This is a genomic window from Amycolatopsis sp. NPDC051903 (genome assembly GCF_044452505.1).
GTDB lineage: Bacteria > Actinomycetota > Actinomycetes > Mycobacteriales > Pseudonocardiaceae > Amycolatopsis.
Genome location: NZ_JBITBT010000004.1, coordinates 28,180 through 49,761 on the forward strand (window position 1 = coordinate 28,180; position 21,582 = coordinate 49,761).

The 21,582-nt window shown below is 66.6% G+C and carries 13 protein-coding genes; 12 read left to right on the forward strand and 1 reads right to left on the reverse strand.

Going from position 1 to position 21,582, the window contains the following annotated elements; genetic code table 11:
• Positions 1-28: 28 nt before the first annotated feature.
• On the reverse strand, positions 29-4,072 hold the full coding sequence (locus ACIA77_RS11185) for a carboxypeptidase regulatory-like domain-containing protein (protein WP_395885687.1): 4,044 nt from the start codon (positions 4,070-4,072) through the stop codon (positions 29-31).
• A gap of 274 nt (positions 4,073-4,346) precedes the next feature.
• Here ACIA77_RS11185 and ACIA77_RS11190 point away from each other — a divergent pair, with 274 nt between their 5' ends.
• From ACIA77_RS11190 to ACIA77_RS11245, 12 genes are all read left to right on the forward strand, one after another.
• Entirely contained in the window at positions 4,347-6,677 is a 2,331-nt protein-coding gene (locus ACIA77_RS11190; protein WP_395885688.1) for a glycoside hydrolase family 2 protein, read from the forward strand.
• A gap of 55 nt (positions 6,678-6,732) precedes the next feature.
• Complete coding sequence (locus ACIA77_RS11195; protein WP_395885689.1) at positions 6,733-7,377, forward strand: GntR family transcriptional regulator; 645 nt, start codon at positions 6,733-6,735, stop codon at positions 7,375-7,377.
• Complete coding sequence (locus ACIA77_RS11200) at positions 7,374-8,594, forward strand: MFS transporter (RefSeq protein ID WP_395885690.1); 1,221 nt, start codon at positions 7,374-7,376, stop codon at positions 8,592-8,594. Before ACIA77_RS11195 ends, ACIA77_RS11200 begins: the two co-directional genes overlap by 4 nt.
• A gap of 218 nt (positions 8,595-8,812) precedes the next feature.
• Positions 8,813-11,320 carry a S8 family serine peptidase gene (locus ACIA77_RS11205; protein WP_395885691.1) on the forward strand — a complete coding sequence of 836 codons (2,508 nt, stop codon included), beginning with the start codon at positions 8,813-8,815 and terminating at the stop codon, positions 11,318-11,320.
• Positions 11,321-11,962: 642 nt separating this feature from the next.
• Positions 11,963-12,172, forward strand: a complete 210-nt coding sequence (locus tag ACIA77_RS11210; protein ID WP_395885692.1) for a hypothetical protein — start codon at positions 11,963-11,965, stop codon at positions 12,170-12,172.
• A 447-nt stretch (positions 12,173-12,619) separates the two neighbouring features.
• Complete coding sequence (locus tag ACIA77_RS11215; RefSeq protein ID WP_395885693.1) at positions 12,620-12,880, forward strand: hypothetical protein; 261 nt, start codon at positions 12,620-12,622, stop codon at positions 12,878-12,880.
• A gap of 223 nt (positions 12,881-13,103) precedes the next feature.
• Entirely contained in the window at positions 13,104-14,693 is a 1,590-nt protein-coding gene (locus ACIA77_RS11220; RefSeq protein WP_395885694.1) for a recombinase family protein, read from the forward strand.
• Positions 14,694-16,415: 1,722 nt separating this feature from the next.
• Entirely contained in the window at positions 16,416-16,709 is a 294-nt protein-coding gene (locus ACIA77_RS11225; RefSeq protein WP_395886191.1) for an endonuclease domain-containing protein, read from the forward strand.
• Positions 16,710-18,078: 1,369 nt separating this feature from the next.
• Entirely contained in the window at positions 18,079-18,333 is a 255-nt protein-coding gene (locus ACIA77_RS11230; protein ID WP_395885695.1) for a hypothetical protein, read from the forward strand.
• Between the two features lie 169 nt (positions 18,334-18,502).
• Positions 18,503-19,726 carry a terminase gene (locus ACIA77_RS11235; protein WP_395885696.1) on the forward strand — a complete coding sequence of 408 codons (1,224 nt, stop codon included), beginning with the start codon at positions 18,503-18,505 and terminating at the stop codon, positions 19,724-19,726.
• 9 nt (positions 19,727-19,735) lie between these two features.
• Entirely contained in the window at positions 19,736-20,929 is a 1,194-nt protein-coding gene (locus ACIA77_RS11240) for a phage portal protein (protein ID WP_395885697.1), read from the forward strand.
• Positions 20,922-21,482, forward strand: coding sequence for an HK97 family phage prohead protease (locus ACIA77_RS11245; protein ID WP_395885698.1), 561 nt, complete (start codon positions 20,922-20,924; stop codon positions 21,480-21,482). The genes ACIA77_RS11240 and ACIA77_RS11245 overlap by 8 nt, the downstream gene beginning before the upstream one ends.
• The last annotated feature ends 100 nt before the right edge of the window (positions 21,483-21,582 follow it).

The following is a 21,582-nucleotide window of genomic DNA, read 5'->3' on the forward strand; positions in this document are numbered from 1 at the left end:
CCGGCCCCCGCCGCTGTCCTGGCGCGCCTCAGCAGGCGTCCGGTTTCAGCACGAAGTCCGCCGTCACCGCCTGACCCTTCACCAGCTTGACGGTCCGCGTCTGGGGTTGCCAGCCGTCGCGGGCCGCGATGAGGGTGAGCGGGTTGTTCCGGCGGTCGAGCCACAGCGTGTAGCGACCCGCGGCGTCGGTTTTGAGCGTGTAGCTCGCCGTCCAGCTGTCGACCTGCACGGTCACCGCGGCGAGCGGGCCGGCGCTCGCGCCGCACCGGGCCCCCGTGACGGTGCCGGTCAGCTTGCTCCACGTCGACGGCGGCTTGACCGTGAACGACACCGGGATCGCCGGAACCGCCTCCGGCACGCGGGCGCCCACGACGAGCTGGGCGGTGTAGGTGCCCGGCTGCGTGATCGCCGCGACGCTCGCGTCGAGCGTCACCGTGAACGTCCCCGTCGCGCCCGCCGCGACGGTCGTCGCCGCCGGGCTGGTGGACAGCCACGGGATCGTCACGTACTCGCCGCATTCGCCGTAGCCGGGCAGCAGCAGGTCGTGGTTCGTCGGGTTGAAGCTCGCGTTCGCCGAGCCGCCGATGCGGTAGAAGCCGCACGCGCTGCCGCCGCGGAAGAGGGTCTCGTTGGCGTTGGGCAGCGCGGACCACTGGTTCGACTGCGGGTCGTAGGCGTACCCGGCGTTCGTGAGGTCCCCGTCGGCGATGCCGCCCGAGAGCAGCAGCTGTCCGTTCGCGACGGTCGAGGCCGAGCCCCACATCCGCACCGGCAGGTCGGCGACGCGGGACCACGTGCCCTTCGCGACGTCGAGCGTGTACGCGGTCTTCAGGTTGTCGAACCCGCTGACGCCGCCGGCGCAGTAGATCGAGCCCGCGATCGTGCCGCAGTTGGTCCAGCCCACCGGGGCCGGCAGGTCCGGGCCCGCCGACCACTGGTCGAGCGCCGGGTCGTAAACCTGCACGCGCGTGGTGCCGCAGCTCGAACCGCCGCAGCCGCCGACGGCGTAGATCCGGCCGCCGGCCACGGCGACACCGGCCGCGGCGGTGGCCGTCGGCATCGGCGCCCCCGCGGTCCACGTGCCGGTGACGGTGTCGTAGATCTCGGTGCTCGCCTCGGGCACGCTGCCGTCGGCCCAGCCGCCGGAGAGGTAGACCTTCGTGCCGATCGCCGCCACCACCGGTGTCTCGCGCGGCGTCGTGAGATCGGCGATCGGCGTCCAGGCGAGCGTGCCCGGGTCGTAGACGAAGTTCTTGGTCGTCAGCTCCGCGCCGTCGAGGCCGGTGAACGAAAACACCTTGCCGTTCACGGAGACGACGCCGTTGTCCATGATCTTCGTCGGGTAGTCGGCCACCGTCTGCCACGCGGCGGCCGCGGGGACAGCGTCGGGCATGGCACCGCTCTGCTTGGCGCGGCCCACCAGCGGGCCGGTGCTGAAGTCACCCTTCACGCGTTGCAGCGGCGCCGCCGCGACGGCCGGGGTGAACGTGCCCGTCACCGGGTCGAGGCGGACGTCGACGGGCGCGGTGCCGGTGTTGCGCACCTTGACCGTCGCCGTCGTCTTTCCCTGCCACGCCACGGATTTGTCGACGGACGCGACGTTCACCTCCAGCCGGCCGGCGTCGAGCCGGAAGTCGGCCGGCGTCACGGCGTCCGGCGCGACGAGCACCTGCTGCGTGCCGGGCACGAAGTTCGTGGCTGTCGCGGTGAAGGCGTGGCTGCCGGTGACGCTCGAGAAGAACCAGTAGGAACCGTCGGGCTGCGTCGCCGCGCCCTCGCCGGGCCGGTCGGCGCTGTCCACCGAAGCCCCGCCGAGCGGCGCGCCCGTCAGGTGGTCGTGCACCGCGCCGGTCACGAGACCGCCGGGCACGACGTCGCACGCGTGATCGCCGATGAGCACGTCGTCGACCTGCCACCAGAACCCGAAACTCCGGTCGGTGTAGTGGAAGCGCACCTGCACGGCCGGCTTGCCCGCGGCCCCGGGGATGGGCACGACCTGGACGGACGGACCGGCCACGGTGTCGCTGCCGTGGCGCCACGCCGTGGTCCAGGTGGCTCCGCCGTCGGTGGTGTAGTCCACCGTGGCGCCCTGGCCCTGCGTGCCCTGGTAGTCCGTCGCGAAGCGGACCGTCGGGTTCGCCGCGCCGCTGAGGTCGGTCACCGGGCTCACGAGCGACGTGTCCTGGTCGCCGCCGATCGAGTTGCTGTCCACGGTGGCGAACGCGCCGGTGCCGCCGGTGTAGTTGTCGCGGCCGGCGGGGTTGCCGAACGACCACGTGGCGGCGCCGTCGCCGAGGTTGTTCACGACGGTCCACGGCGACGGCGCGTCGAAGTCCTGCGTGGTACCGGTGAACCGGTCGGTGTAGCCGGGCGCGCCGCAGGTGACCGGGTCGACCTTCACCGCGGCGTCGTGCGCGGCGCCGGTGTCGCCGACAGCCACGGGCGCCGAATCCGGCAGGTACCCGGGGTAGTCCGGATCGACCTGCACGGAGTAGGTCGCGCCCTGAGGCACGGTCAGCGCGTAGCGGCCGGTGAGCGGATCGGTCGGCACGACCGTGGTCGGCTGCCCGGCGACCTGCACGTGGGCGGCGACGGGCCAGCCGTGGCCACTGCCGTCGCGTACGGTGCCGCTGATCCGCACCGACGGCACCGTCGCCAGTGAGAAGTCGGCGGTCGCGGTCTTCCCGGCTTCAACCGTGACGCCGTCGACGGTCGCGTCGCGGTAGGAGAACTTGCTCGCCGTCACGGCGTAGGTGCCGACCGGCACGCCGATCGCGTAGTGGCCGTCGGCGCCCGCCGTTGTGGCGAGGTCACCCGCCTTCACCTGCGCGCCGGGCAGCGGCGCGCCGCCGGCGTCGCGGACGGTGCCGGCGATCGTGCCGGTCGCGCCCGGGGTGAACGCCGAGATGCCGCGCGGGGTACCGAGCCCGGTCGGCCCGTCGAAACCCGGGCCGGCGGTGCACAGGTACGCCGGAGTGCACGTGCCGTTGGCGCCTTCGGTGACGTCGTTGAAGGTCGCGCCGGGACGGTAGGGCAGCGCGTTGGGGTAGCTGTCCGCGGCGGGCGCGCCGGCGAGCGCGGAGGCGGCCGCGATGATCGGCGACGACGCGCTCGTGCCACCGGCCAGGCCCCACGCGCCGTTCACGTACACCGCGACGCCCGTGGCGAGGTCGGCGATCGCGGAGACGTCGGCGATGGTGCGGTTGGCGCAGCCGGAATCGTTCTGGGCAGCGGGTTTCGGCTCGAACGCCGAACAGCCACTGCCCGTGCCGGACCACACCGTCTCGCGCCAGCCGCGGGCGCTCGAATCGCGGTACAGCGACGTGCCGCCGACCGCCGTCACGTGCGGCGAGGCCGCCGGGAACTGCGGGCCGTAGCCGTAGTCGCCCGCACTGGCGGTGACCACGACACCGGGGTGGTCGTAGTAGGCCGCGTCGAGGTCGAGTTCGGCCGGGTCCTCGTCGGCGCCGTAGCTGTTGGACACGAACTTCGCGCCCATCGCCACGGCGCGGTTCACGGCCGCGCCCATGTTCGGCACGAGCGCGTCGTCGGCCTCGACGAGCAGGATGTGACACCGCGGGCAGACGGCCGAGACCAGGTCGAGATCGAGCATGGTCTCCTGCTGCCAGCCGGTGTTCTGCGCGGGGAAGTCCTGACCGCCGCGCTGGTCCACGCGCGTGAAGCAGCCGTTGGCGACGGTGCACGGCGACAGCCCGAACTGCGCGCGGTACACGCCCATTTCGGCTTCCGCGTCCGGGGTGTCGTAGGCGTCGACGATCGCGACCGTCATGCCTTCGCCGCCGGTGGCCGTGGGGAGCTCGTACGCGCTCGCGAGGTCGGCCGGCCCGTAGCCCTGCGGCGCGGCGGCGCGCGCGACGCCGTGCGCGTCGGCGCGGAAAAGCGCGAAACACGTGACCTCACCGGGTTTCGGCGTCTCGGGGCACGCCCGGCGCCCGGTCACCGGCGCGGGCGGCGCGGTGGTGACCCCTTGCGCCGCGGGGACGACGGCGAACGCGACCGTCGCCAAGAGGAACGTGAGGAGGATCCTGAGGGCAGCTCTGGAGAACGACATGCGCGTCCTTTCGCTGACGAACCGCGGTCGACTGCTCACCCGACGTCGCGGAATTCTGTCAGCGCCACCCGGCGGCCGATCACCCGGCGGCAGACAGAAAACCGGACAGGATCAGGGAATTTGCCGATGTCCGGGAACCTCGCACGGCGAAGGGAGCAGTGGTTCAGACCATTGAGAGCAGCCAGCCCGCAGCGCCTCGCGCCGGTGGACAAGAACGAGACAGGGCATGATCGCGGCGACGGCCGGAGCCGGCCCGGGAGAGAGGACGCGAGGCATGCGGATGGACCTGACGCGGTGGACGGTGCGCGCGACCGGCGACCTGGCCGGGGTACCGGCCGAGCTCGTGGCGCGGCTGCGCTCCGGGGTGCCGGCCACGGTGCCCGGCTCGGTGCACACCGATCTGCTCGCCGCCGGCTTGATCCCCGACCCGTACCTCGACCGCAACGAGGACCTCGTGCAGTGGATCGGGCTCACCGACTGGCGCTACGAGACCACGTTCGACCGCCCGGACGAGCCGGGTACGGCGGCGCTCGCGTTCGACGGCCTCGACACGGTCGCGTCGGTGGAGCTCAACGGCCGGGTGCTCGGCACGACGGAGAACATGCACCGCTCGTACCGCTTCCCCACCGGCGAGCTGCGGCCCACGGGCAACGAGCTGGCGGTGACCTTCGCCTCCGCCGTGCGCTACGCACGGAAGCGCGCCGCGGGCCACCCGCTGCCGCGCACGAACGACGGTGAGCCGTCGAACTTCATCCGCAAGATGGCGTGCAACTTCGGCTGGGACTGGGGCCCGTCGCTCGTCACCGCCGGGCTCTGGCGGCCGGCGCGGCTCGAGGTGACGACGGGCCGGCTCGCCTCGGTGCGGCCGGTGATCACGGTCGACGGCGCGGACGGGGTCGTCACCGTCCACGCGGAGGTCGAAGGCGAGGGCCGCGTCCGGGTCCGCGTCGGGGACGTCGAGGCGGCCGGTGACACCGCGCGCGTGCCCGGCGTGCGGCTGTGGTGGCCGCACACGCTCGGCGAGCAGCCGTTGTACCCGCTGGAGGTCACGCTGGAAGCCGCCGACGGGACCGTGCTCGACCGCTGGACGCGCGAGATCGGCTTCCGCACGGTGGCGCTGGACACGACCGCCGGCGCGTTCACGCTGTCGGTCAACGGGACACCGCTGTTCGTGCGTGGCGCCAACTGGATCCCCGACGACTGCTTCCCGCACCGCGTCGACGCCGGGCGGTACGCGCGCCGGATCGAACAGGCCAAGGACGTGAACATCGACCTGCTGCGCGTGTGGGGCGGCGGGATCTTCGAAAGCGACGAGTTCTACGCCGAGTGCGACCGCGAGGGCGTGCTGGTGTGGCAGGACTTCCTGTTCGCCTGCATGCCCTACCCCGAGGACGTGCTCGCCGCGGAGGTGGAGGCCGAGGCGCGCGAGAACGTGACGCGCCTGGCGCCGCACCCGTCGCTCGTGCTGTGGTGCGGCAACAACGAGAACTACCTCGGCTGGTTCCACGGGGACTGGCAGGAACGGCTCGCGGGCCGGCCGTGGGGCGCGGGCTTCTACGAGAAGCTGCTGCCCGCCGTCGTCGCCGAACTGGACCCGACGCGGCCGTACGTGCCGGGCAGCCCGTGGGCGCTCTCGCCCGAACGCGACGCGCTGGACCCCGACTACGGCTGCCAGCACGTGTGGGACGTGTGGAACGAGCGCGACTACCTCGGCTACCGCGACACCGTGCCGCGCTTCGTGTCCGAGTTCGGCTGGCAGGCGCCGCCGACGTACGCCACGCTCACCGAAGCCGTGCCCGACGAACCGCTCGCCGCGGACTCCCCCGGCGTGCTGCACCACCAGAAAGCCTTCGACGGCAACGGAAAGCTCGCCCGTGGCCTCGCGCCGCACTTCGCTCCGCCGGAGACGTTCGACGACTGGCACTTCCTCAACCAGGTCAACCAGTCCCGGGCGATCCGGCTCGCCGTGGAGCACTACCGTTCGCACGCGCCGCGCTGCACGGGCGCGATCGTGTGGCAGCTCAACGACTGCTGGCCCGTCACCTCGTGGGCGGCGGTCGACGGCGCCGGGCGGCCGAAGCCGCTGTGGTACACGCTGCGCGAGGTCTACGCCGACGAGCTGCTGACGATCCAGCCGCGCCCCGAGGGCCTCACGGTGTTCACCCTCGGCTTCTCGCCGGCCGCGATCGACGTGCGCCGGATGTCGGTGTCCGGCGAGGAACTGGCGTCGGCGTCCGTCGCCCCCGGCACCGTCCTGGGGCCGGAGTTCACCCCCGCCGACCCGACCCGCGAGTTCCTCGTCGCCGACGCCGGCGACGAACGCGCCCTCTGGTTCTTCGCCGAGGACAAGGACATCGCCTACCCGGAGGCCGCCTTCACCCACGCCGTCACCGGCTTCGACGGCGGGTACGAGGTCACTGTCGTCGCCGAAACGCTGATGCGCGAGGTGTGCCTGTTCCCCGATCGACTCGCCGCCGACGCCACGGTGGACCACTGCCTCGTCACGTTGCTGCCGGGCGAGTCGGCGACCTTCACCGTCGAGACCGCCGCACGCCTCCAGCCCGCCGCACTGACGACGGCACCGGTGCTCCGCTGGGTCGGGTGAGCAGCAGGTCACAACCGCTTAGATACAAGCTTGAACGCATGCTAGCGTCCAAGCCGTGACACCTGCCAAGTACACCGCGCCCGGCGCGGCCGACCGGGCGTACCGGCTCACGAAGGAGCTCGTGCTCACCGGGGAGCTGCCCGGCGGGCACCTGTTCAGCGAAGGCGAGATCGCGCAGCGGCTGGGCGTGAGCCGCACGCCCGTGCGCGAGGCGTTCCTGCGGCTTCAGGTCGAGGGGTTCCTCAACCTGATCCCGAAGCGCGGCGCCGTCGTGGTGCCCGTGCCGCCGGGTGAAGCCGAGGACGTGCTGGACGCGCGGGAAGCCGTCGAGGGCGCCGCCGTGCGGCGGCTCGTGCGGCGACCCGACCTGATCCCTGACGCGCTCGAGCAGCTGCGCGGCGTCCTCGACACCCAGCGCCGCCACGCCGAGGCCGCCGACCTGCACGGCTTCGCCGAGGCCGACGAGCTGTTCCACCGCACCATCGTCGCGGCGGGCGGCAACGCGCTGCTGCTCGACTTCTACGCGACGCTCGCCGACCGCCAGCGCCGCATGAACGTGCACGCGCTGCGTCCCGTGCCGACGCTGCTGCCGGTGGTCTTGCGCGAGCACGAGGACCTGCTGGCCATCATCGAACGCGCCAACGCCGACGCGTTCGGCCCGGCCCTTCGCTCACACCTGGACCAGGTGCACCGCCGATGACCGCGACCGCCGAAAGCGCCCCGCCGCCCGAAGCGATCACCACCCGGCCGAAGTGGTTCGGCGCCGCCGCCGCGGTGTTCGCGTGCGGGTGGGGCGGCAACCAGTTCACACCACTCCTGGTGATGTACAAGGAAGCCGGCTACTCCACCTTCACCGTCGACGCGCTCCTGGGCGCGTACGTGATCGGCCTCGTGCCGGGCCTGTTGCTCTCAGGTGGACTGTCCAATCGCTACGGTCGCCGCCCCGTGATGTTCGCGGGCACCGTGCTGTCGCTGCTCGCCAGCCTGCTCATCGCGCTCGGCGAGGAAGGTGTCGCGTGGATCGCCGCGGGCCGGTTCCTCACCGGGGTGGCCGTGGCGGTCGCGATGGCCGTGGGCTCCACGTGGATCAAGGAGCTCGCCGACGCCGACCCGGCCGGCGCCGCCGACCTCGGCACCCGGCGCGCGGCGCTGTGCCTCACGCTCGGCCTGGGCATCGGCCCGGGGGTGGCGGGAGTGCTCGCGCAGTGGGCGCCGTGGCCGATGGTGCTGCCGTTCGCCGTCCACATCGGACTGGCACTGCTCGCGCTGCCGATCGCCGCGGGCAGCCCGGAGACCCTCGGCACCGAAAGCCGCAAACCCGCGCTGAGCCGGCTGCCGGCCACCACGCGGCACCCGCGCTTCCGCCGGATCATCCTGCCGATGGCGCCGTGGATCTTCGGCTCGTGCGGCGTCGCCTACGCGATCATGCCGCAGCTGGTGCAGGCCGAGCTCGGCTCGTGGTCGCTCGCTTACTCCACGTTGCTGACGGTGTGCGCGATCGGCGCGGGCGTGGGCATCCAGCCGATCGCCAAGCGGGTGGACCGGACCACGAGCGCCCGCGCGGTGCTGACCGGCATGGCGGTGCTGTGCGCTGGTCTGGTCCTCAGCGCGGTCGCCGCGGACCTGGGGTCGCCGTGGCTCGCGCTGGTGACGGCCGTTGTGCTCGGCACCGCGTACGGCCTCGTCGTGGTGTCCGGACTCCTGGAGCTGCAACGGCTCGCCCGGCCGGCGGAAATCGCTCAGCTGACCGGCGTCTACTACGCGCTGGCCTACATCGGCTTCCTGCTGCCGTCGCTGCTGGCGGCGCTCAGCGGGGTCGCGAGTTACCCGATGCTCCTCGGCTGTCTCGCCGTTGTCGCGTTCGCGGGCACGCTCGTGGTCGCGCGCCACTCCCGCAGTCACCTTCCTGTGACCTGAGCCGGAATTCGCTTTCACCGCAAATGGGACGGCCATTCCGGGCAATCCGGAAATGCCGTCCCATTTGTTCGGCCAGCTTCACCACTATTGTCGCTTGTGGATCGTCGAGACGCGCGAAATAGTTCTCCCACTTGGGAAATCGAACCCGGCACGACCGGGTTCGATTTCGTCGGGGCCGGTAACTTTCGAACCCTTCGAGAAGGAAGTGGGAGCTGCACATGCGGCGTTCCTCGCGATCCGTTCGCGCCCTCGTCATAGCCGCGACAGGCGGTCTGGCACTGGCCGGGGTCACCCAGCTCGGCAGCCAGGCCGCCGTCGCCGCGCCCGTCGCTCAGGCGAGCAGCGCACCGCAATCGGTGATCGTGGTCCTCAAGGACCAGCTGCCCGGCGCGCCGGCCACCCAGGCCGCCTCCGGGACCCGGCGGGCCCAGGCGACCCAGCAGCAGGAGTCGGTGCTCGCCAAGCTCACGGGCACGGCGCCGGCCAAGGTCAAGCACTTCGCGCTCGGCAACGCGTTCTCCGCAACCGTGACGCCCGACCAGGCGGCGCAGCTGGCGGCCGACCCGGCCGTCGCGCAGGTGTTGCCGGACAGCAAGGTCACGCTGCCGGACGCGAACCCGGCCAAGTCCGCGGACGCCGGAGCGCCCAAGGCGGGCGGCGCCACGGCGCAGAACCAGGACCCCAACGCGATCTGCCCGAGCGACCCGGCCAAGCCGTTGCTGGAGCCCGAGGCGCTGACCTCGATCCACGCGTACAGCACCGACGGGTCCAAGTCCGCTTCGGACCTCGCCGACGGCAAGGGCGTGAAGGTCGCGTTCCTCGCGGACAACATGGACCCGAACTACGCGGACTTCATCCGCCCCGACGGCTCCCACGTGTTCACCGACTTCCAGGACTTCTCCGGTGACGGCCCGAACACCACGGAGTCCGGCGCCGAGGCGTTCGGCGACGCGTCGTCCATCGCCGCGCAGGGGGTGGTGGTGCACGACCTGTCGAAGTTCGTGAACGAGAAGCACCCGCTCCCGGCGGGCTGCAACATCGTGGTGAAGGGCGTTTCGCCGGGCGCGAGCCTGGTGGGGCTCAACGTCTTCGGCTCCACCGCCACGAACTCCGCGGTCCTGCAGGCGATCGACTACGCCGTGACCGTCGACCACGTCGACGTGATCAACGAGTCGCTCGGTCTGAACCAGTACCCGGACGCGAGCTCCCGCAACCTGTTCCAGGTGTTCAACGACGAGGCCGTCGCCGCGGGGGTCACGGTCACCGCGTCCAGCGGCGACGCGGGCATCACCTCGACCATCGGCAGCCCGGCCACCGACCCCCTGGTGATCTCCGCCGGCGCGACCACGGACAACCGGCTCTACGCGCAGACGACCTACGCCGCGTTCCCCTTCTCCAACGGGAAGTGGACCAGCGACAACATCTCCGCGCTGTCGTCGTCGGGCATCACGCAGGACGGGCGCACCATCGACCTGGTCGCCCCGGGCGAAGGCAACTGGGCCGACTGCGCGCCGGCGTACGCCGAATGCCGCGACTTCAAGACCGTGCCGCAGCCGACGGACCTCGAGTCCTTCGGTGGCACCAGTGAGTCAGCCCCGCTGACCGCGGGTGTCGCCGCGCTCGTGATCCAGGCCTACCGCGGCACGCACCACGGCGCGTCGCCGACACCAGCGCAGGTCAAGCAGTTCATCACCGGCACCACGCGGGACCTCGGCCTGCCGGCCGACGAGCAGGGCTCCGGTCTGCTCGACGCGCGCGCGGCCGTGGAAGCGGCCCTGACGTCGCCGGGCACCAGCGGTGCTCCCGCCGGGGTCGCGTCGAACATCGCGCTGTCGGCCGACCAGCTCACGCTGGAGGGCGCGCCGGGCAGCACGCAGAAGGCCACGGTGAACGTGACCAACGTCGGGAACAAGCCGCTGACCGTCACGGCGGGCACGCGCTCGTTCGCGCCGCAGGCGACGCAGACGCAGACCACCGCGTTCGACTCGAAGACGCTGCCCACTTTCCCGTACTACAACGGCACCGACTGGGCCTACAAGAAGGTCACGTTCAGCGTGCCCGCCGGGGCGCAGCGCCTGCTCGCCCGGATGGCGTGGCAGGGCAGCCCGAAGACGGTGAACGGCCAGTCCGTGACGCCGGTCGTGCGGCTGACGCTGCTGGCGCCGGACGGCACGTTCGTGGCCAACAGCCGCCCGCAGGGTGGCGCGGCGACGGCGAACTACGCGAACGTCGACGTCACGCGCCCGGCCGCGGGCACGTGGACCGCGGTGCTGTACTCGGCCGCCGGCGCGACCGGCTACACCGGGGACATCCAGCTGGCCACGTCCACGCAGCGAGCGGTCCCGTACGGCCAGGTCTCCCCGGCCGTGCTGGCGCTGAAGCCGGGCCAGACCAAGCCGGTGAAGGTCTCGCTGGCCACGCCGGCTTCCGGGGGCGACGCGGACTACTCGATCACCTTCGGCAGCTCCGACGGCCACCAGACCACGGTGTCCGCCGTGCTGCGTTCGCTGATCCCCACCAAGAACGGCAAGGGTTCCTTCGGCGGCACCATCACCGGCGGCAACGCGCGGGCGGTCTCGCCGGGGCAGACGTTCTCGTACGAGTTCGACGTGTCGAACAATGTGCTTCACATACTAGCATGCAGGGCCGGACCACACTCAGTGGCCAGGGGAGTTCGGGGCACCTGGCCCTCATTCATCCGAGGTCTGAGCCGATTTCAGGGGTAAGGCCTGAGAGGCCCTGAGACCCTTCTCCGGTATCATCTATCCAACTCGACCCTTGCGGCCGTCTACGGCCATCTGAGGGGCCTTTACGGGGCCTTCTGGAGTCGGGTTGTCCGTGGGGATTTCGGACTCGCCTAGGGGCTTGTCCCCGCAACATACCCTCCTACATAGTACTACCGGTGAGCGTCAAGAAAAATATCCTGTGACCCCATTTTCCCGCATATTCGCAGGTCAGAGGCTTAAGCAGGGTCCACAAGGGTCGGAAATAGGACGTAGGATGTCCTCGAAAACAGTGTCAGAATTGGCAGAACCTGTTCTACTTGACACTTCTGAACACCCGGAGTCGGTCACGGAATAATAACACCTGTAAAACCGCTGGTCTGGGCCTCGTCGAATGCCCGGAATCTGTATTCGGGTACCCTTAAGTGTGACCTGAACCACGGAGATTATTCGGCGGTCTTCCTGGACTGAAACACGTTCTACCAAAAATGGCCCTTTTAGTCAGAATCACTGACTAATTTGACCCGGGAAAATGCGGCTTGAGAAGCCATCTCCCAGATTTCAGAGTACCACGTTTTGAATGAGTTCCCCGGCCGATATCATCGGATGACTGGGCCCTGGGCGTCAGACGCTAAGCTCCCGGGCATGGACACGAAGAACCTGACCGAGGTCACCGGCACCCGCATGGAGCTTGTGGCAGAGCTGAGGCGCCTGGCCCAGGGTTGGGACCACCTCGGGAAGCCGGACCTTGCCAGGGCCTCAGAGGCAGGGGCTGACCGCCTGCTCATGGGTGAGGGTTCGGTGCAGGTGGGTCACACCCGATACAAGGTCCAGGTGACAGAGCCCACACCCTGAGCTACCCTGTCTAGACCGCCCGGCACAGGGTCGGGCATCAAGCTAGGACAACTACAGATGACACCACAAGGCGACTGTGTTTCGACACAGAGAATGCGGCTTGGTCTGAAACCCCGTTGGGTTCGGAGCCAAGTCAAGGGCTCCGGGTTCCACGGGGTGATTTTATGCTGCGACTGAGGCTCTACGTCTGGTACCTGAACACGTTCCGACCCTTGCCCAGGCGATGGGGGTCGAAATGAAGTCCGGGGATTTCACGCTCAGGGGCTACCGACCAGAACAGGCACTTCACTTCTACATGAAGCGCCGGTTAGCCGACCCTACCGTTCAGTGGCTGATTCCCTGGTGCCAATTCGACAAGGACCCCCAAGACAGGCACGAACGATGTGACCTCGATTTGAGAGGCATTGCTCAATACCGAGTCTGCCCCGAATGCCGGGGGGTGGGTTCATGGGTTGGCACATCGACGACGAGGGCAACGTCTTTGATGACGACGGGAACCTGATTTCCGAGGATGAGGAGGACGAGGACATGACCGAAACCCCGATGTTCACACCGGAGCAGAGACGACTGTTCCGGCATTGGGCCTTCAGCGAGGGCCTGGACCGGGCCATGTACCAAGTCCAGACCTTCACCTCTCGGGAAATGGCCGAGGCTCTGAGGGATGACCTTGGGGAACAAGTGCCCCTAGACAGGCTTCAGAAGGCCTGAGAGCCCCTGAAACCAGAGAACCCCGGTCCCAAGTCCCTGGGCCGGGGTTTCTCACGTCTGGGGCCTTCTCAGCGGGGCTCTGGGCCCTCATCCTGGCCTTCCTCCTCCTCAATCGGATTCAGGATGACTGTCTCAATCTCGTAACCGGGGGTGTGGGTCTCAGCCATCTTCTTGCCTCCGCGTCCCTGGGCGAACTCTCAGGTTCACATACTACACTACACGCATGGCACGCGTACTGGGCCGAGTCCGGCTCTCCAGGTGGACCGAGGAAAGCACCTCCGTGGTCCGGCAGAAGCAACTGATTACCGAGTGGTGCAAGGCCCGGGGTCATGAAGTCGTGGCCTGGGCCGTGGATGAGAACTTCTCCCGCTCCGTGCGCCCGTTCGAGGCCCCCGAGTTCGGGTCCTGGCTCACAGACCCCGAGAAGGTGGACCAGTGGGACATCACCGTGGCCTGGCGCCTGGACCGGTTCGGGGCCGGACATCACCTCGCACATCTGCTCTCGTGGTGCGTGGACCACAAGAAGAACCTGAACACGACCACAATTGATATCGATTTGAACACCACACACGGGCGACTCATCTTCCACGTGCTCTCAGAAATGAGCCAAGGCGAATGGGAGGCAGTCCAGGAACGAACTCTCGGCTCTCGCCAATACCTCCGGAGTGTGGGCCGATGGGCTGGAGGCAAGCCGCCCTATTGGCTGAAGTCCACGAAACAGGGCACGGGCCACACCCTCGTCCTTGACCCCGAACCCGCCCGGGTCACGGAACGAATCATCGGCCTGTATCTGGAGGGCAAGCCCGTGGACTGGATTGCCTGGCGCCTGACCCAGGACGAGGTCCTGTCACCCCTGGACTACTACCGGACCCGGGCCAAGCGGGAGGCCCAGGCCCTTGGCGAGGAGTACACGGGGGCCGAACCGACGGGCTCACGCTGGTACCCCAAGGCCATCGCCGAAATGATGACGAACCCGGCCCTGATGGGTTGGTCCACGAATGAGGGCTCCACGGTCCGGGACGAGAGCGGGGGCCCGGTCCAGGCTGCTCAGGCCCTCATCACCCCATCCCGCTGGGAAGAACTCCAGTCCGAAACCGCACGGCGGGAGACCCTCAAGATTCCCCGGCGGGAGCGCGGAGCCGGCCCCTTGCTCGGAGCCCTCGTGTGTTCGGAGTGTGAGGCTGGTCTCCACTACAACCGGCAGAAGAAGACCAAGGCGGATGGCCACGTGTACGAATACGTGTACTACCGCTCAGCCTGTGGTCACAACCGCATGGCCCCGGCCGGTCTGGTTGAGGACATGGTCATGAGCAACCTGGAAAATGCCCTCGGACCTGTGAGCCAGGTAGAGAAGGTCTTCATTCCGGCCACGGACAACACGGCCCGGCTGGAACAGGCTGAAAGGGCCTATGACGAGGTCTCAGCCCGGTTGAACACGGCACCCACCCCCAAGGTCTTCGAGTCCCTCACGAGGCAACTGGACGGGCTTACGGCCCAGATTCATGACCTGAGCGCCGAGACCCAATCCCCCGCCCGGACCGAATACCGAGAAACCGGGAAAACCTACGCCGAGGCCCTGGCCGGAATGACTGTGGAAGATGTCCGGGACCTCATGGTGAATTCCGGAATCCGGGCAACCCTGGCCTACGACTGGTCCGGACTCGGTGTCCTGGTCGAGATTCCGGAGGACTTGCACGAGCGGTTGGGGCTCACGGACCCGGTGAACGAGGGATGGGCCCTGTACGGGGCTCAGGCCTCGGTGGAGGACGTGAAGGCGTGGAGGGCCGAGAACCCGGGCCGGTTGGACGACTGACCCTCGTAACGGATGACCGGAGGGCACATTGACCCGGACTCCAGCCGTTACGCCTGGGCAGCCCGGTGAGCCGCAACCCGGCACTTGCCAGAGCAGAACTTCGCATCCGAACGCTTGGACTCGAACTCGCCCCCGCACTGGGCACAGGTGTTCGTCTTCGGACCTGCGGGCTTCATGGCTGCCACCTGGCACGCGTGGCACGGGGTTCGGGAGTCGAACTTCCGGTGATAAGGCTCGTGTACCGCGAACTCGTCCACGGGCTTGGTCTGCCCGCACTCGGGACAGTAGTCGTAGCCCCCGCCGTGTCCGTAGCGCTTGCCAGAGCACGGGGTGCAGATGAGTTCGCCGGTCTCCGAGACCCGGGCACCTGACGCCAGAAACTGTCCCTCGCAATCCGTGCATTCGAACCGGGATTCGTACACGGTGACCGGCACCTGAAACACGTCCGGGTGCTTCACGGTTCGATTCGAGGCGCCCGCCTGAAGCGTGGCGATAATGTCTTCGTCTTCGATTCCGAGTTCCCGGAGCCTCGCCATTCGCTCCGGTCCTCCGTAGAAGTGCCCTGCAATCTGCTCCGCCGTGTGTGACATCCGACCCACCACCCTTCCGCCCCGGAGCCTGTCCCCGAGTGCCCAACCACTGTAACACATCGACTCGGGTCGAAACGTGCTCCTGCTACCCGTTACAGGACCCGGTTCAGACCATCAACTCTCAGAGCCTCTCTAACGGGTTCAGACCTCGTCCCCGGTACAAGGACCCTATTTCGACCTCTACTCTCGTCTATGAGGCTCTCAGGGGGCAGGAATGGGCATCCTGGAGCCATGTCCCCGACCCTCAACGCCTTAGAGAGGCTCTCAGCCCCTGTTTTGGGGTCCTCGGAGCCTGGACACCCGGACCGAGTCGGTTGGAGAATCCAACTCCCCTCAGACCCTCATCCCGCTCCGCCAAGGCTCCGCTTGCCCAGGCTGACCGATGACCAGGACCCTGGACCTCACCGAAAACAAAAGTTGTCACACACGCGTGTACGCGCCCGCGCGGCTAAGGACTAAAGACTGTATTACTAGGGTTACTAGTTCCAGGTTCCTAGTATCCAGGTAACTAGAATCTCATCCATTTGGTTACTCATTCCAATAGAATTCTAGTTACCATTAGAAATAGGATTCTAGTGTCTTATTTGAATTGAAATAGAGTGAAAGAGAAACTAGTTAGAATTAGAATTAAGGGTCAAATGTCCGGCACGAATATTCCACCTGGCGCTCCTTCGGGCGCCGTTGGGGGTTCTCGGACCGGAAACTTGGTTCTTATTGGCTTGGGTTCGTGGTTGCGCTAGGCGAGGGGCTCACTTGGGTTCCCTTTAGGCGAGGGCATGTTTTCGCAGGTCAGGGGCTTGGAGGTCCTAAGACCCCCGCGTGTGCAAGTAAGTTACCTTGGCGTTATAGTCCCAGGTCAGAGGCTTGGAATCCCTAAACCGTACGCTCGTACTCAGTGTGATTACAGTTGCTTTTACGGGTTGTCGACACAGAGTGATAAGCACAGGTCAAACCCTTGAGCCAAAGACCGAGGTCCCTGCCCTTGAATCCAGAGGGTACGGGGCCCAGACGGCAGAAACAAGGGCCCCCGGGGTTTCGGCGTGCCGAACATTTATCACGCCTACATCCACTAGATGAAGGGGGAAGGTCCTCCGCGTAAAGGGTGTGGGTTGTGGCGCTGGTGCCTCCGGGCGTGTTCAAGAAATGGGGCCTGACGGACGAGGCATACACGGCGTTGATGCGTCGCCAAGGCTTCTCATGTGGCATTTGTGGCGGGGTCTTCGAGCGGGGGCAGAAGCTTCCCGCTGTGGACCATGACCACGCGTGTTGTTCACATCAGGGTTCGTGCGGGCTGTGCGTCCGGGGCCTCTTGTGCACTCGGTGCAACATTGGTCTCGGCTACTTCCGGGACAACGTGCAATCCCTGGAAGCCGCCGTTAGGTACCTGACAACGCACGTAGACCTGGTGTTGACAGCGGAGAGCTAAGCGCCTTGCAGCCAACGGCAAAAGGTGCGCAGACTCGGAGCCCAGGGATTTGGTTAGCGGAGAGGCTGGTCCCCACCGACAGTCAGTTAATCGGTGGGGCCAGAACTCGGAGCGGTCAGGGTTCGGATTTTGTCACGTTTACAGCCACTATATGAGGAGGGGGACTGATTCCCCGTTCCTCGGATAGCCGACAGGTGGAATTCACACGTTGTATGGGCCGACACCCACCGTGTGGCCTGAGCCTGTTTGGATGAGGAGTACCGGACCCTCAGAGCGGTAATCCCGCATCCGGCGCCCCGGTTGAGTCCTGAACCTCTCACAGTGACTCCCGGGGCCCTTAAACGCGGACCTCGGAATACCGGTTGAGACCGGGGTCTAGCTTCTTCGGAGTTCTAATGTCCAGTGCGTGGCGCAATAAACCAGACATGGCCAAGTGGCGGAAGATTCGCCTGGATGTCCTGAACCGTGACCATTGGGAGTGTCAGGGCTGCGGTAAGGCCCTCTCACCAGACACCCCACGCTATGACCCGGATGCAGCCCAGGTCCATCACATGCGTGGTGTGGAACACGGTGATGACCCGAGGTTCCTTCAGGCCATGTGTCGGGACTGCAACCTCAAGGCAGGGTCGCCCAAGAGCCAGGACCCCAAGCCCAGACCAAGGACTCAATGGTAGGGCAGGGCCTCAAGCGTAGGACAGCCACGAACGGTGCGGCCGCGTTGATGCTCAGCTGTCCACCTACTTAATCAGGGTGCTCAGACACCCCATTCCCGGCCCTCAGATGCCCGTACACGCGATGAGGCCTGATTCCAAGGCTCAGGTACCCCGGGTCTTTTTCTGAGGCCTCTACGGCCCATTCATCCACGTCCCTGTGAAATCTCTCCCCGGAGTCAAAACCCACGAATTTGGAGCTTCGCTCATGCCCTTGACCTTCAAATCAACGCCCGGAACCGGGTGCCTGGCCCTGGAGGTCGGGCCTGGGGAAACCGCTCTCACTCGTGAGGAAGTCTTCGAGATTCAGCGTGGACCTGTGGAACTCGGCCACGTTCTGGACCCCATCTGCTCGAATTCCGAGTGTGTGAACCCGGACCACATGCGTCCGGTTCGCCACGTCGGGCTCCCGGTTGAGGCTCCGAGGCCCGCACCCGAGGACAAGACTTGGCTTGAGGTTGAGCCTCCGGCTGAGGAACCGAAACCGGCGCCGGTCAAGCGTCGCCCTGGGCGTCCTCGGAAGGTGCAGGCATGACCGAATACCTGGACCCGTACGAATTGACCTCCGAGGACCAATTCACGATTGACGAGGGTACTTGGGATGAGCTTCTCCCGGCCCCGGCCGTGTGTCGTATCGAGGACCCGAATTGCGAGGCCCAATGAGCCTCTTGGACGCGGTTAACGAGACCCTGGATGAGCTTGACCTCAAGTCTGTGGATGCGGGTCTCGCAGAATTGGCCCGGAATCTGGCCTCTCGAATTGATGACGAGAAGTCGGGGCGTACGGCCTCGGAATTGGCTGCCAAGTTGCATGCCGTGATTCAGACGTTAACGGAGGACCACAAGGCTCAGGAGGTGCCAAGTGACTCACGCCTTGGCAAGCTCAGGGCCGTCGGTTCGGTACGGGAAGCGTGAGCCTCGGCTCTCCACTCCCTCACTCAGGGACCTGACCCCGGCCACAACCAAGGGTTACCGGTTCATTGAGTTCTGTGAGGCCCTGGGGCGTCCACTTCTGCCCTGGCAAGAGGAACTTGCCATTCGGGCCCTGGAATTGAAGCCAGACGGTAACTACCGGTTCCGGACTGTGATTGTGCAGGTTGCACGTCAGAACGGTAAGTCCGAGTTCTCGAAGCTTCTGGCCTTGTTCAAACTCTTCGTGGATGACGTGCCCCTGGTTCTCGGGGTGGCCCAGGACCTTTCCATTGCTAAAGAGGTGTGGGAAGGGGCCTTGGCGATTGCCTCGGATTCCTCGGACTTCAGGCCCTTCCTGACCAAGCCCCGATTCGCCAACGGCGAACAGTTCTTCGGAATCCGGGGCGGTGGCCGGTACAAGATTTCGGCTGCTACTCGGAGTGCGGGCCGTGGCCTCTCGGTTGACCATCTGACTCTGGATGAGATTCGAGAGCATCGGACCTTCGATGCCTGGTCGGCTCTGTCCAAGACTACGAATGCCCGCCCGAATGCCCAAGTGTGGGCTATCTCGAACGCCGGTGACCGGTTCTCGGTAGTCCTGAATCAGCTTCGGGATTCGGCCCTGGCCGGTAAGGACCCGAGTTTGGGTCTGTTCGAGTGGTCGGCCCCGGATGGCTGTGCGCTGGATGACCCTGAGGCTTGGGCCCAGGCGAACCCGGCCATGGGCTATTTGGTGACCGAGGAGGCCATCCGTTCGGCCCTGGCCGTGGACCCCCCGGACGTGTTCCGGACCGAGGTCCTGTGCCAGAGGGTGGACGTCCTGGATGCGGCTGTAGACCCGAGTGCCTGGGCCTCCCTGGCTGACCCTCAGATGAACCTGGAGGACGTCCGGGATTCGGTTGTCCTGGGCCTGGACGTGGCCCCGGATGGATTGCACGCCACGTTGGTTGCGGCTGGATGCCGTGAGGGCCAACTCCCCCGGCTCGAAGTCGTGGAGGCGTGGTCGAACACCGAGGACCTGAGGCGTGAGCTTCCGGCTCTCGTGGCCCGTATCAAGCCCCGTGCCTTTGCCTGGCTGCCTGCTGGGCCTGCTGCGGCTCTGGCCCCCATGCTCCGGGAATTGCCCGGGAGCGTGGAAATCAAGGGCTCTGCCGTGGGCGAAGCGTGTCAGGGGCTTGCGGACCTGGTTGCTAACCGGGGCCTCGTGCATCCGGGTGACCCGCTTTTGGACGCTCATGTGACCAACACCCAGAAGTTCCATTCCGGTGACTCGTGGCGATTCGTCCGCAAGGGCGTGGGCCATGTGGATGCCGCGTACGCCGCTGCTGCGGCTGTTTATGCCCTGTTCACAGAGCCGGAGCCCGTCAAGATGCCTCGGCCCATGATTGTATTTTAGGGGCCTTATATGGCTTGGTGGAATCCCCGAACTTGGGGCCGTGGCTCCCAGGGGCCGGCTCTTGAGCACCGGGTTATTTCGACTCTCCCGGGTATCGCACTTGACCTCAATGGCGGGTTTGCAGCCCCGTATTCGTGCTCGTACCGGGGTGCGCTCTCGATTCCGGGCGTGCATCGTGCGGCTACGTTGATTGCGGACACGATTGCTTCACTCCCACAGAAGGCTTATCGGAACCGGGCTGGAAACCCGACCGAGGAAGTCAGTTACCTGATTCTCGAACGACCCACCTATCCCTTGACCCGGGTTGAGGCCTGGTCCGGAATGATTCTGGACCTCATCCTGAACGGCAATGCCCTGGCCCTGATTGCGTCCAGGGATTCATCCGGGACACCGAATGGCCTGCTTCCCATTCCTGCCTCTCAGGTGGGGATTCGGCGCACGGAAACCGGGGCCGTTGAGTATTCGTACCTCGGGAACACGTACACCCAGAACGAGGTTTTCCACGTTCGGGGTCCGCATGAGCCGGGGGACGTTCGAGGCCTGGGCGCCTTGGAGCTTCATTTCCGGACCTTGGACCTTGCTCAGGGGCTCACGGACCAGGCCCAGGACATTGGCAAGGGTGTGCCCTCGGGCCTGCTCAAGGTTCTGAACCCGGATGCCACGGAGGCTGACCTTCGAGGTGTCAAGTCCGCATGGCTTGCAGGTCAGGCTACTCGGACGATTGGTGTCCTGAACGCCACGACGGAGTTCATGCCCCTGGCCTGGAACCCGACTGAGGCCCAGCTCCTGGAGACCCGGAAGTTCTCCCTCACGGAGCTTGCTCTCATCTTCGGGATTCCGCCGTACTTCCTGAACGCCGAGAATGCGTCTGGCACGTATACGAACGTTCAGCAAGAGGCCCTGAACCTGGTCAAGTATTCGCTTCAGGGTCACATTGCCCGGATTGAACAGGCTCTCTCGGACCTTCTCCCGAATGGCACCAAGGTTGAATTGACCCTGGATGCACTTCTCCGGGCCGACACCTTGACCCGATTCCAGGCGTATTCGGTGGCCTTGGCCAGTCAGTTCATGACCGTGAATGAGGTCCGGGCCTTGGAGAACCTCGCCCCCGTTCCCTGGGGCGACGAACCTATCCGAAATGCAACACCGGCACCTCCTACCCAAAACCAGGACCCCGGTGACGAGGTGAATAACGTTGACTGACCTTTATCGCGTGGCTCCGGATGACTTCAAGATTCTGAACCGGGCCCAGGGTGGTGACGGCCGGACCGTAGTTGGACGGGCTGTTCCTTACAACGTGGACCAGGTCATTACCCGGAACCTGACTGAACGATTCGAGTTCGGGGCTTTCGCCAACCAGCTTCGTGCGGGACACCGAATTCCCTTCACCCGGGACCACATGGCCCTTGGCGGGAGTGTCATCGGTCGAACCATTCGGCTTGAGGACCGTGAAGACGGGCTCTACGGCGAGTGGCGGGTTTCCCGGACTGTGCTTGGTGACGAGACCCTGGCCCTTCTTGAGGATGGGGCCCTGGACCAACTGTCCATCGGTTTCCGGGACCTTGCTCCCAATCCCCCGCGTAACGGGGTCACGGTTCGTAGCCGTGCCCACCTGATTGAGGTTTCCGTGGTTTTGAACGGGGCCTATGGCGAGAACGCCGCTGTTGAATCTGTCCGGGCTGTTGCGCCCGAGACTCCGAATCTGGCTGCTGCGAGGAACGTCCTCGGCAGTCTCCCGGAACTCCCTTCTTGGTGATTCCGGCTTGAGGACACCCCGATAGCGACACCCCCGGAAACGGACACCTCGCACCCGGCACCTCCTCGCATTCCCCATTCCATGAATTCTTTCTAGGAGA

What these genes read in the sequence shown, in the direction of transcription:
- ACIA77_RS11185 (WP_395885687.1), bottom strand. Translation starts at nt 4,072, where the DNA reads ATGTCGTTCTCCAGAGCTGCCCTCAGGATCCTCCTCACGTTCCTCTTG.
- ACIA77_RS11190 (WP_395885688.1), top strand. Translation starts at nt 4,347, where the DNA reads ATGCGGATGGACCTGACGCGGTGGACGGTGCGCGCGACCGGCGACCTG.
- ACIA77_RS11200 (WP_395885690.1), top strand. Translation starts at nt 7,374, where the DNA reads ATGACCGCGACCGCCGAAAGCGCCCCGCCGCCCGAAGCGATCACCACC.
- ACIA77_RS11205 (WP_395885691.1), top strand. Translation starts at nt 8,813, where the DNA reads ATGCGGCGTTCCTCGCGATCCGTTCGCGCCCTCGTCATAGCCGCGACA.
- ACIA77_RS11210 (WP_395885692.1), top strand. Translation starts at nt 11,963, where the DNA reads ATGGACACGAAGAACCTGACCGAGGTCACCGGCACCCGCATGGAGCTT.
- ACIA77_RS11215 (WP_395885693.1), top strand. Translation starts at nt 12,620, where the DNA reads ATGGGTTGGCACATCGACGACGAGGGCAACGTCTTTGATGACGACGGG.
- ACIA77_RS11220 (WP_395885694.1), top strand. Translation starts at nt 13,104, where the DNA reads ATGGCACGCGTACTGGGCCGAGTCCGGCTCTCCAGGTGGACCGAGGAA.
- ACIA77_RS11230 (WP_395885695.1), top strand. Translation starts at nt 18,079, where the DNA reads ATGAGCCTCTTGGACGCGGTTAACGAGACCCTGGATGAGCTTGACCTC.
- ACIA77_RS11240 (WP_395885697.1), top strand. Translation starts at nt 19,736, where the DNA reads ATGGCTTGGTGGAATCCCCGAACTTGGGGCCGTGGCTCCCAGGGGCCG.